Source organism: Candidatus Uabimicrobium amorphum, assembly GCF_009002475.1.
GTDB classification, from domain to species: domain Bacteria; phylum Planctomycetota; class Uabimicrobiia; order Uabimicrobiales; family Uabimicrobiaceae; genus Uabimicrobium; species Uabimicrobium amorphum.
On the sequence record NZ_AP019860.1, the window covers coordinates 6981939 to 6995155 of the forward strand.

6 protein-coding genes are annotated in these 13217 nt (G+C 37.6%); 3 read left to right on the forward strand and 3 right to left on the reverse strand.

The features are described 5' to 3' along the window. Positions 1–178 precede the first annotated feature (178 nt). Complete coding sequence (locus UABAM_RS34275) at positions 179–418, reverse strand: integrase core domain-containing protein (RefSeq protein WP_390881988.1); 240 nt, start codon at positions 416–418, stop codon at positions 179–181. Between the two features lie 174 nt (positions 419–592). Here UABAM_RS34275 and UABAM_RS24550 point away from each other — a divergent pair, with 174 nt between their 5' ends. Both UABAM_RS24550 and UABAM_RS33815 read left to right on the forward strand, forming a co-directional pair. Further along, positions 593–2434 (forward strand): restriction endonuclease, encoded by a 1842-nt coding sequence (locus tag UABAM_RS24550; protein ID WP_151970638.1) that lies wholly within the window; start codon positions 593–595, stop codon positions 2432–2434. Between the two features lie 115 nt (positions 2435–2549). Further along, positions 2550–2723 carry a hypothetical protein gene (locus UABAM_RS33815; protein WP_229759304.1) on the forward strand — a complete coding sequence of 58 codons (174 nt, stop codon included), beginning with the start codon at positions 2550–2552 and terminating at the stop codon, positions 2721–2723. Positions 2724–2733: 10 nt separating this feature from the next. Here UABAM_RS33815 and UABAM_RS24555 read toward each other — a convergent pair whose 3' ends face one another. After that, on the reverse strand, positions 2734–8934 hold the full coding sequence (locus UABAM_RS24555) for a HEAT repeat domain-containing protein (RefSeq protein WP_151970639.1): 6201 nt from the start codon (positions 8932–8934) through the stop codon (positions 2734–2736). Positions 8935–9489: 555 nt separating this feature from the next. Between UABAM_RS24555 and UABAM_RS24560 the strand changes: the two genes are divergently transcribed. Continuing rightward, positions 9490–9876, forward strand: a complete 387-nt coding sequence (locus tag UABAM_RS24560; RefSeq protein ID WP_151970640.1) for a C2 domain-containing protein — start codon at positions 9490–9492, stop codon at positions 9874–9876. 524 nt (positions 9877–10400) lie between these two features. Here UABAM_RS24560 and UABAM_RS24565 read toward each other — a convergent pair. Next, complete coding sequence (locus UABAM_RS24565) at positions 10401–13034, reverse strand: VIT and vWA domain-containing protein (RefSeq protein WP_151970641.1); 2634 nt, start codon at positions 13032–13034, stop codon at positions 10401–10403. Between the last annotated feature and the right edge of the window lie 183 nt (positions 13035–13217).

Sequence of the window (13217 nt, forward strand, 5' to 3'; positions counted from 1 at the left end):
CCCAACAGTTTTTACATGATTAATTCGGTAAAGACATCAAAACCAAAGCCACCAAGATCCTATGAAGAAAAATATGATAAGAAAAAATAGCCACTCTCGTAAATACAAATTTGTAGTTTCTCTAAAAGAACTTGCTCTCGTTTTTCACGAACAACATTAGCATTTCCATAATAAACATTTACAGGTGTAATAAGCCGATCCCTGAGTGATAATGCTGGTTATTGTATAAGTTGAAAAACTCTTGGCAAAAAGCTCTGGCATTTAGAACACAGCCAAAAGTCTCTGGAAAACTCGGACAATATTTCAGGGTTTTAAATCGTGATTCGATATAGTAATTGTCGTTACTCACCAATGGCCGAGATAAGGATTTACTAATGCCTAGATCAACATACAACTGTGCAGCAGTTTTGGATTTCACTGCCGAACCTTTTAAGTTTTGTGGTATAGATTTCGATATGCCTGCGCCGTTTGTTGGAAGTGTGAAGATGAAGTAGCAAAATAAATTTAAAATTTTATGGAAAATATCCCAATTAAATCTTAACATATATAAAATGTCGTCCGGCTTTTAATCTTTTTATAAAAGGTGATGTAGATGAATGACACTCTGAATGTTAATTTTTACAAGCAATATAAATGGTCGCCCAAAAAAGAAGAAGATTTGCAATTTGTGGGACGAAAATATATTTTTGAAGATTTTAGGGATAATATTGGACGACTTACACATCACAAAGGCCGAAAAAATCGTGCTTTTATTGGGCAGCGTAAACTAGGCAAAACGGCGCTGTTTTTGAGAATGTACAACATCACTTTTTGGGAACAAAAGCAGGTCATCCCTTTTTACTTCTGCTTTCCACAGCGCGAAAAGTTAAAGCTCAATGAAATCGTTGTGTCCATAAGCATGACACTTCTGCAACAAGCATTGGCGTATATCACCAAAGATGAAAATGTCATTGCGATAGAAGATGCTGAAACAATGTTCGCGTATATCGGTGACAAAAAATATCCGTGGCTAAAGTTACTTACTCTACAATGGCCAAAGTTGATGAAGCGCATTGAACAAAAAAATGGCGAAAGTTGCTTGGAAGAAGTATGGAATCTAGTAAGTTTTTTTTCACGCATTTTTAAAAAGAAGAGCTTACTCATTATTGATGAGGCGCAACAAATGGAAGCGGCGATCTACGAAAACGATAAATTAATTTCTTGTCGTGGATCCATCGCGAAAGTGATCATAGACTCCTCGGTTCTCACATACATAAGTGGCTCAAAAATTTCGATGCTCGCATATGAATTTCTCGATTATTACATTAGCAATCGCTTTATCAAATACAACTTTCACCCCCTAGTTAAAGAAGAAGCTTTTGAATTGATGAAGTTGCTTTTGCCAAAAAACAGCTATTCTGGCATTCAAGAAGACCTGTTTCGCTTGACAAAGGGAAATCCATTCTACATAAAAGCGATTTTGGCTGAAAATCCTGAATACAATCTGGAAAAATCGAAAAAGAAAAGTTTCTCTAGCTTTTCAAAGTTAAAAGAAATATACGATTTTGAGGTGTTGAATCGCCGCGGTACTATTTACCAGTTTTGGCAAGAACACTTCTTGGGCAATGCACATCTACTAAATGGTGATCCAAAAGGAAAAAAAGGCTTAACCATTCAGATTTTACACAAAATAGCCAAGAGCAACGACTATATTTATTTTGATGAATTGCGCAAAGAGTTCGCCATCAAAGATGTAAAGTCAAAAATGGAGCAACTGCGTACCGCAGACTTGATTGACTACCAACCGTTCTCCGAAAGAGTAGAAGGCTTTCGCGATCCGGTTTTGGCTGTTTCAATTGCGAATATTTATGCTGATGTACTGTTTTCTGGAGATCGCGACGAGCAATTACAAAAAGAAATCAATGAAATTAGCGGTCTGAATGAACGCATTCAGCAACTAGAAAAAAATACACAACAGCAAATTACGGCAATAAAAAATAGTGTGGTAAATCTCGACAAAAAAGTAAAATCCGCCGTAGGCAAAATCAATCTAGTAAAAGGACGCAAAAAAGAAGGAACAATCCGTCGTCGAATACGTATCGCAATCCAGAAGAAAAAAGGCATATTTTCGGCCTATAAACTCGAAGGAAAAGTTCAAAACGCCTATATTAGTACCAGCAGCGGCAAGGGATGCGAAATAGATATTTTTGCGAAACTTAAAAAAGGAAGAAAAGCAATAGCGGTCATCGGTGAAGTCAAAGAACGTAAGAAAAAGGTAAACTCCACCGATGTCGAAAAATTTGTCAATGCTCTTGCTTTGGCAAAAATAGAGTTCGAATTCAAACACTGTATTGCCATTTATATTTCTACATCAGGCTTTACAAAACCAGCTCAAAAATTACTAGAACAATACAACATTCGCTTCTCTGAAAACGACCGTGTATTTTGCTCTTAGATTTTAGTTAGTTATTACAATTAAACAACTTAGCAATATACGATTTTTTGTCGTACGAGTATGTAAAATAAACGTGCAATTTTGTTAGTCATTTTACATACAAGGAGAAAAAAAGATGCGTCCAGCCAGAATATCAATGATCAACGGTTTGTTTCATATCACAACAAGATGCGACAATAAAAATTTTTACTTTCGAGTAGATGAAGATTTTATTGAGTATTTAAACTACACTCATACTGTATCACCAGTAACCATGTACACAGTTTGTGGCATCCCCTCTTCTGAATAGATTGAAAAAGCTATTCATTCTTGCCAATTTTTCTCAGAGCTTCAGCAGCATATTCTCTAACAGTTTTATCTTTGTCTTTTAAAAGTAACGTAAGCGGTTGTGCAGCCCTGTATGCTTTTTTACCAATATTTCCCAAGGCTTTAGCTGCCGAATGTCTCACATATGCATCTTTATCCTTTAAAAGAGTAATTAAAGGTTTCACTGCTCGGTGCGCTTTTTCTCCCATATTCCCCAAAGTTTTGGCGGCCCATCCTCTCGTATATGTATCATTGTCTTTTAAGAGAGCAACGAGAGGTTTGACTTTTGCATGGGCTTTTTTATAAATATTTTCTAACGCGCGTATCGCAAATCCTTTAATATCATTGTCTTCATCTTTTAAAAGAGCAATAAGTGGTGGTACGGCTAGATATGCTTTTTCCTCGATATTTCCCAGAGCTTTCATTGCTGATATTCTAACATCCTTATCTTTATCCTCTAAGAACGGAAGTAGTAAAAAAACATTTGAAATTTTTTGGTCGTGAATATATCCCAAAGCTTGTACCGCACATCGCTTAACATATTCATCTTCATCGTTTAAGAGAGAAATAAGTGGTTGTGCTGCTTTTTGACCGATACTACCTAGGATTTTGATCGCAGATATTTTGATTTTTTCATCTTCGTCTTTATCTCTCAACAAGGCAATGAGATGCTGTATTGCGGGAGATGCTTTTTCTCCCACATTTATCAAAACTTCTACAGCAAGTTTTCTTGTCGTAAAATATGTCCTTTTGTCTTTTAAGAGATTCATTAGGTGTGGTATTGATTTTTCGCCAATGTTCTCCAAAGCTTTAGCTGCTGTGCCTCTGATATTAGCGTTGGTATCTTTTAGAGCCGCGATTAGAGATTGTACTGCGGGAGATGCTTTTTCACCCATACTTTCTAAGGTTCTGGCTGCAAACATTCTGATATAGTCATTTCTATCTTTTAAGATCGGAATTAGAGGTTGTACTGCTGGATATGACTTTGTCATTATTCTTTCCAGGGCTTTTGCTGCAGATACTCTAACGGATTCATTTGCATCTTTTAATAGATTTACGAGAGGTTGCACCGCTGGAGATGCTTTTTTGCCAATATTTCCCAAAGTGCCTGCAGCAGACTTTCTAACTTCAGCATTTGTATCTGTTAGGGCTTCGATGAGAGGTGGCACTGCGAGGGATGCTTTTTTTCCCAGACTTCGTAGTGCTTTTGCCGCTGATATTCTAATAGACTCATCATTGTCTTGTAATAGAGTGGCCAGAGACTTCATTGCAGGATGTACTTTTTTATTTATGTTTACTAGAGTTTTGGCTGTAGATACTCTAACATATTTATTTTTATCTTTTAGGAGTGCAGTTAGACGTGGAACTGCGGGATATGCTTTTTTGCCAATATCTCCCAAAGCGTTTGCCGCAAATATTTTGACATAACCATCTTTATCTCTTAAGAGAGAGATAAGCGCTGGTACTCTTTTTCCGACAATGCCGTCCAAAGCTTTAGTCGAATATTGTCGAACAATGTAGTTCTGATCTTTTAATAAATGAATAAAAATTTTCACTGCAGGAGATGCTTTTTCGCCGATATTTCCCAAAGCGTTAGCTGCCAACTTATTGATATTTTCATCTTTGTTTGAATTTTTTATTAGAGAGATAAGTGGTGAAACCGCCTTTTCTCCGATATTTGCTAGCGCTTTGGATGCCGACATTCGAATAACATAATCCTTATCCTTGAATAAATGAATAAGGGGTTCTATAGCAGGAGATGCTTTTTCACCAATATTTCCCAGAGCTTTCGCAGCGGAATATCTCACATTCGCATTTTTATCTTCTAAAAGAGAAATGAGAGGTTTCACAGCGTGATACGCTCTTTTACCTTGATTTCCCAAAGTTTTGGCGGCCCATATTTTGATATTTTTATCTTCATATTTTAAAAGGGTAATGAGCGGTTTTACTGCTGGATGCACGTTCTTATAGATATTTTCCAAAATTTGCTTTGTCGACTTTCTAACATCACTGTCTTTATCTTTTAACATAGAAATGAGTTTTTGTATCAGGGGAGGTACCTTTACTCCAATATTTTCTAATGCTTTGACTGCGGATTTTCTGACTTCTTGATTTTGATCTTTTAATAGAGTTGTGAGAGGTTCTATAGCAGGATATGCTTTTTCTCCCATATTCCCTAAAGCATCAGCAGCCAACATTCTAATGATAAAATCATTGTCTTTTAAGAGAGAAACAAGATGTCGTAATGATACTGGAGATATTTTTTCCTTCATCCAAAAATCTCCGAACACTTGGACGACAGACCTTCTAATGTAGTTTTTTTTATCCTTTAATAGAACCATAAGCGATTGTACTGATTTTTCTCCAATATCAATATATACCAAAGCATTTACTGCAAACCTTCTGATATATTCATCTTTATTCTTTAATAAGGAAATGAGAGGTGGTACTGCTTTTTCACCAATATTTTTCAAAGCATATACAATGTTCTCTTCCAAAAGATAACGTACTTTACCAATATTTTGAGAAGCTTTGAATGTTCTATTTAGATCAAAAGCACTATCTGCACTTAGATCTTTTAGTAAGCGAAGGAGAGGTTCTATCGCAGGATAAGCCTTTTTACCAATATTTCCTAGGGTTTTAGCTGCTGCTATTCGAATAAAGTAATCATTTTCTTTTAATAAATGAATGATAGGTTGTACTGCGGAATGAGCTTTTTCTCCCATACCTCCCAAAGCTTCTGTCGCAGACACTCTGACATCTCTGTCTTGATCTTTTAGTAAGTGAATGAGGGGCTGTATTGCGGAGGATGCTTTTCCACCAATATCTCCTAGCGCCTTGGCAGCAAATCTTCTGACGTGTGCATTTTTATCTTTTAAGAGAGAAATCAGAGGGGGCACTGCTGAATGTGCCTTTTTACCGATATTTCCTAAAGCTTTCGTTGCAGATATTCTGACATCTTTGTTGCGATCTTTTAGTAAGTCAATGAGAGGTTCTATAGCGGGATATGCTTTTACTCGCATACTTCCCAACGCTTCTGCTGCAGATATTCTGACATCTCTGTCTTGATCTTTTAGTAAGCTAATGAGGGGTTCTATAGCAGGATATGCTTTTGCTCCCATATTTCCAAGAGTTTTGGCTGCAAATATTCTGACTTCTCCGTCTTTATCTTCTAAAAGAGATAACAATGGTGGTAAGCCCTCTCCAACAATACTTTTTAGAGCTTGGGACACAACTTCCTTAACATTTTCATCTTCATATTTCAAAATAGCAATAAGAGGAGACACTGCGAGATATGCTTTTGCTCCCATATTTCCAAGAGTTTTGGCTGCAAATACTCTGACTTTAGGGTTTGTATCCTTTAAGAAAGAAATAAGTGGGGCGAGCGGTTGCTCTATATTTATACTAATATTGTCCAAAGCTTTCGTGGCTAAGTTATGAGTGTGCGCGTCTACGCCTTCATTTAGTAAAACAGAAAATAGTCGCTGAATTGAGTTTCTCCCACCGATGTTTTGCAAAGCTTCCGCAGCCAACTTTTTAACCAATATATCCGTATCTTTTAGTAAGGAATAACTCAGTTTTGCCGCTACGGTTTGGGCTTTGTCACCGATGTTTCCCAAAGCTTTTGCAGCAGATCTTTTTACCGATATATCCTTATCTTTTAACAGGCAATAACACAGATTTGATGCTGCTATGTGTGCTTTTTCACCAATATTCCCCAAAGCTTTGACTGCAGATCTTCTCACATTACTGTTCTTATCTTGTAGTAGAGAAATAAGAGATTGTATTGCCGGATGTGATCTTTCACCAAAGTTTGCTAAAGCTCCCGCGGCCGATTGTCTAATGAGGACATCTTGATCTTTTAGTAAGTGAATGAGCGGTTCTAATGCGGGATACGCTCTTTCTTCTAAGTTTTCCAATACTTGTACGGCAAACCTTCTGGCAGATACATCTTCATTTTTTGTGAGGGCAATGAGTGATTGTACAGAAGGGTATTCTTTTTTGTTCAAATTCGTTAAAGCTTCCACAACAAATCGTTCTGCAAACTTATTATTATCTTTTAGTAGATGAATGAGGGGTTGTATTGTCGGATACTCTTTTTCGTCGATATTTTGCAATACCTCAATAGCATATTTTTTTACAGATTCATCTTTACTTTGTAGCAAGCTAAGCAAGACTTTGATAAGAGAGTAATTTTGTTGTGTCGAAATAATCGCAATGCCTTCTCTTTTTGAGAAAGAGTTCAGTTGTTTTATGGAAGGAAAAAACTTAGTTATGAATAGTTCCTTTGTACGCATACGCATGATTATTTTTGCGCAGGCATTTACGATATATTCATCTTTATTATTTGCTACCAAATGGTAAAGTAGTGCAAAATATTTATTAGGATGACGGCTCAGTTCCTCGTGCACACTGCGGAAATCATTTCGTTCTATTTTTTGTAGATCGGTCAGGGCTAGTGTTTGGGCGCTTTTATTATTCTCTCTTAGGGTCAATTGCATAAGTTTTTTGAACTTTACGTCATTAAAAAAATCGAGTATTCTTTTTCTAATCGCATCATCATTCTCGTAACCACTCTGAAGGTATGACAAAAAAGTATCGTTGACATTCGCATCAAATTTTTTAATTTTAGTAATAGCTTGTTTGCGAGCCTCATTATCTACTGTTGTAGATAATAATTGAATTTTCCATAGGTTGAGTTCTGTTTTTCTACGCTCTTGATCAATTCTGTAGAGACCTATAGATAAAACAAAAATGATGACAATTACCGAGGCAACAAGCCCTTGCTTAAACAACTTGTATCGTTTTTCAGTGCGATTCTTTTGTTGTTCTTTTTTTGCAATCTGTTGTTCAAACGGGTATCCATATTCAAGTTCTTTTGCTTGTGCTTTTGCCAACACAATATCATCGTTAGAAAGAGCCAGTTGTCCGTAAGACCAAACGGCTTGTTGATGATAGTTTATTGCCTCTTTATTTTCTGCCCACAACTTAATCGCTTGCTGAAAACCAGAGATTGCTTCGGCAAAGTTAGCATACAGCTCGCTATTTTTCATTGTCTTTTTGTTGGTGTTGTCTCTTATTGTTTGCTGACATTTTTCCAATATGCGGCGGGATTCATCTGAAATAATGAGGCTTTCTCTATGTTGAAGGTAGCCTTGGATTGCACTGCTGAAATCGCGGACACTCTGATAACGCTTTTCTATTTCTCCCTGCAAAGCCTTCACACAAACCGATTTTAACTCACTAGATACACTATCATCAAAAGGCGGAACACGACTCTCTCTTGCCGCAAGCAAAACTTGCCAAATAGAGTTTCCTTGATGTGGTGGTCTTCGATGGAGGATTTCGTACAAAATCCCACCCAAGAGATATACATCTGTAGCGCACGAAATGTCTTTTCCTCTACCCTCTGCTAATTCTGGAGACACATAACAAGGTGTTCCCATCGGGTGTTGTATTTCGGTATTTCTAAATGTACGCGTTTCTTTGCTTTCATCTTGCGTACTCAAATCGACAGCAATTCCCCAGTCCATGACCAGCACCTCGCCAAACTCTCCGATCATGACGTTCTCTGGTTTTAGGTCGCAGTGGACGATATTCTTACTATGCGCATAGGCAATCGCATTGCAGACGTTGAGAAGTATTTGTAGATGCCCTTCTATATTGTATTGTGACGCTTTTTCTTGTTGCTCTTGTGTTTTGGGATAGAGAAGATCTTTCCATGAAGTTCCTTGCACTAACTTCATCGCGAGAAGAATTTCTCCCTGTTCGTTTTCGTCTATTTCGTGTACAGGTACGATATTGGGATGCTCGAGATAAGCGTTGACTAAAGACTCGGCTAAGAATTTTTGTTTCTCTTTGGCAGATATTACCTTCTTGATTGCAATATCACGTTTTAGCTTTGTCTGCTTTGCTTGGTAGATAATTCCCATGCCACCGCGATTGATTTCTGTCAAATCGACATAATCAGGGTTGGTATTTTTTGGAATATTTATCTTACTTTTGGTTTGTATTTTTTCTACATGAGCACTTTTTGCTTGTGTTTTGTGATCAGAGTATGTTTGTACTGATGGGGCGTTGTGAACTATGGTGGCTTTACCGGAAAACGTTTCACGAGGTTTATATGTGCCTCTGACATCTTCACTGTCACATAACAGCTTTTTCCACTGTGATTTAAACTTTACTTCGTCCATAAATAATTACCGTTTTCAAAAAATTATTGAGTGACAATACGTCGTCGTTTTACCTACAGGAAAGAGATAAATTTATAGTTGTCAAAATCATCTGTAGTGGAAAATCTTTATAAATCATTGTATACATCTCTGAACATTATGAGAAATCTAATCAATAAACTGCTTAAAGAAATTAAAATACGATAACAAGTTTATCGCGAAATTTCAAATTTAGCCAATATTAAACATGTTCTTTTTTCAACGAATGTTAACCATCATTTTCACTTTTGTATTTTAAGATAACCAACTCTTTTACTCGTTTGTACTGTGAAAGTTTGCATTCTTTCTCGAGAAAAGTAAAAAATCACACCTATAGCAACGCTATCAAACAGCAATTAAAACTCTAACTTCTTCAATCATATCAAAAATTTTACAAAAAATTAGGCCAAATGAATTTGTTCGTCGTATTGATGGAAAACGAACACAAGTTTCTTTTGCTGTTTTTTAATTCAATATTGGAATATTTCATTTTTCTACTAGATGAAAACTTTCAAATGTGTTTTTTAGGAGCTCCAAATGAAATACCTACCAAAATTGTTGGTTTTTGCTGTACTGGTAATGAGCACATGTATTTTTTCAGAAGAGCTACATTTGGTTTCGATTAAATGTATTGAAACAGAAGACTTTACCGGTGCAGATGATGCATATATTGTGATCAATGGAAATACAGTATGGCAAAGAAAAATGAACAATGGGCAACAACGTAGTATAAATATAGCACCCATCAAGTTTTCAAAGTCCATAACGGTTGAGCTGTACGATGAAGACTCTGGTCCTTGGGATGACGATGATTGCTTAGGATCTCAAATTGTTAGAGATTCGGCAAAAGGTATGGAAGATCCGCTTGAGCTACACTATACCGAAGACGGTGCGAACTATATCATATATTACAAAGTAAAGTAATATAATCAACGAGTTGCGCCGTAAGGCGCACTCAAAACAACAGATAAATAAATTCAACCATTGATTCTGTTATTTGGACAATTGAGCAAGCTATTTCAAAGACGTATCATCAATCAATAGAAATGATACGTCTTATTTCTATCTTTGCGGACAGTAGATACGCGCTTGCATTGTCTAAAGAAAAAAGTAAAACTGGAATAAAACAGGATCCGTAGCTAAGCCCGGTTAGAGCGAACGCCTGATAAGCTTTAGGTCGTAAGTTCAAATCCTACAGACTCCAAATTGCGAAGTCAATTTTACATTTCAATAACTCCTTAAGACTTCATTCCCTATAGCCAAGATCTGTACGCAAAGAAAAAAGAGCGTCGTATCAACTATAATATATTTCCTAAATTTTACTCGATTTTATAATTTTTTCTCTGTGACCTCTGTGGTTTTATACGAACCAAAGAGGGTTAGAGAACAGTTCGTAATACTTACCGTCTCTATGCAACCTCTATGATTTGCTTATTGTTTTACTCCAATTAATACGCATATCCTTCATTTTCCACGTTGTTTTTCAAAGCATGCACCTTAACCTGGAAAAATGCGCGGCGTTTTACGTCAATATCCTCATCGAAAAGGACATCCTGAAGCATCTTGCAGTATTCAGGTTGTATTGTTTTTTCCCACCAATGCTGTTGTTCTAAGGCTATTTGATAATACAGTGCTGCAACGCCATATTTTTTAAGATCGCGGTAACTTCTTGCCAAGTCTAGGTACATTTCTCTGTCGATAGGATATTTCTCACAGGAGCGGAGGAATAAAAAAATCGCCTGAGGCAGCATGTTTTTTTTGAGTAGTAGATGCCCTATATTGTTGTATGTTTTCCGATGCGGATTTTGTTCCACAACGGAACTGAGTATGCGCAGATAACCACTCATATCATCGTTCACCTCGAGGTATTGTTGAGCACGTTTTAAGTAATCTTTTTCGTTGGCCTTGCCTGAGTAAATGTGATGCACCATTTTTTCTCTAACAATAGCAAAATCTTCTTCGGTCAAAATATCCAAGATTTCTTTTACTTTGTTATGTGGTTTTAGGTAACCATGTTTAAGCAGTGTTTGGTAGATACTTGTAACTTTAGATTTTGATGACTCTTTGTTTTGTACAGAACGCTTCTCTATGGTTGTTATTTGTTTTGCCACTTGCGTTTCTTGAACAGACTGTCCATCTTTACTTAAATCAATGTCAAATCTGTCGTAGTCTTGCTGCGATTCGAGCATCAACAGTGAGCAAGTTTTGCCTGCAATAGAAAAATAACGACAGAAAGAAGTAATTGTGCTATACAAAGCAGGTTCATCCAACTCTTCCATTTTTTGGACGGCGAGTTCCCCAAAAGCCCGAGGTGCTAGCTTGCCCAATTTGCTTGTGTCGACGACAAAATCAAATTGTCTTTGCTGTCCGGCAATGTACCCTGAAATGGTGATGGTCGGGCAGTTGCCTGTCACTTTTCCGGCAACGATTATCTGCTGCCCATGATGTAGATTTTGTATGTTTTTTGCCGTAATGAAATCACAAATACCCTGTAGCGAAATATCGGTGACGGACATGGGTTGTTCGCGGTGAGCTACTGCCAATTTCTCAAGATCTTTTTCGCGGCAATGGCGAAACGTTCTCGTGGTAAATGCATCAACGAAGTCAAACAATTCGTTACGATTTTCTGCCGCACCAAAATCATAGCAAAAAAAGTCAGAATGAAATTGGGCATCTTTAACAAAATCGTCCACAGCTTTGGCCAACGAGACTTCTCCCCAGTTGTGCTCGCCGTTACATAAAAGAAAAACATCTACTTTCGGTTCGTTGTTAAGCCACGGGGTTTGCAGCATATGAGTTAAAGCATTGGCAATATCCGTCGCACCTTCACATGTCAGATTATTTGTTTTTTCGCGTAGCCGCCAGCGTTGGTCGATACGATTTTCAATCCACCCAGGTTGTAACCATCCACAAGCAATATCAAAAAACAATACATTGAAATGCTTGATTTCGGGGCTTTTGGCCAGAATTTTGTCCACAAGAGATATGCATTGCTCCAATGACGACTCTTGACTCAGAGAAGTGTCCACCACAAAAACCGCTTTGCTGCTCCGCGGAGCGTATGACAACGGAAATTGAGGAGAAATGCTTCCATAAAAGTAAGTGGTTTCTTGGTCTTTGCCAACAATAAACTTCTTTTTTAGCGTCCCAGAAAAGATGACTTCGTCAATGGTTTGTGAACCACTAGCGAAATGATAAGAAACAAAATTGCTGCGTGGGTCTTCTACTTTTTCGATATTTGACATAGAATCTTGCACATACGATTTGTCGCTAACGAGCAAAAAGTCTGTTTGCGTGTCGTTTAATGCAAAACGATATTTGGCCACATTGTCAACAACAGGCAACGTTTCTTCATAAGCGATTACAATACGATGGTAACTTTGTCGTTGTATGGGAAAAACTCTGGCGCGAAATGTATTGCTCGCTACCCACTCCACGAGAGCAGGGTCTACCTGACGCCGCACTGTTTCCTCGTATGCATAACGCGCTTTCTCTTTAGGAACGGCGTAGGCGATCTTTCCACTTCCAAAACGACTCGGCTCCTCCTCAAAATACTTCTCCACCGATTTGCCATACATCGCAGTTGCCAACGGTAAAGCAGGAAGAGAAACTCTCTTATCTCCCATGGTGACATTTTGCTTGATACCTTCAGGATAAAAGGCAAAATAGCAAATGCTACTGTGGCTTGGTAGCGTATAGAAAAATTCTCCTTCGACAACGCGCTTGTGTGGATTGAAAAACAAGTGGTCAACAATTGTACGCGCACGCATTCCTTCTATAGAAACCATCACTCGCGTAGATTTCAGAGTGAGGTACTGGTCTTCTCCTACGCGTACCTGAGTCATATTTGTCTTTGCCGGAAGTCTTATCTCACTTATTGTCGACCACGACGGTAAAGGAGAATCAATAATTGTTTCTCTTGGAGGGAGGCCCGCGTTCATAGTTATCGACTCTTGAGGGGGAATAATCAGAGCTTCATCGTTTAAAACGAGTGATGTTTTGGTTTGCGTTTTTAGTGGCCTTATCGCAACAGTGGAACATCCCACACAAAAAATAGTGATGATGTATAAAATTTTTGCCATGCTATTTCTCCTACAAAATTATGTTTGTTACCTACGTAGGAATTGTGCAGAGTACAATTCCTCTCTTTTCAATACGACGCAGGTTTTATAATTTTGTAGGTTCATAAGGTAGTACCAAATCCTTAAAATCAAACTACCGAGTACTCGATAATGGAAAATCTTTCTCTAATGAATTTTACAGCA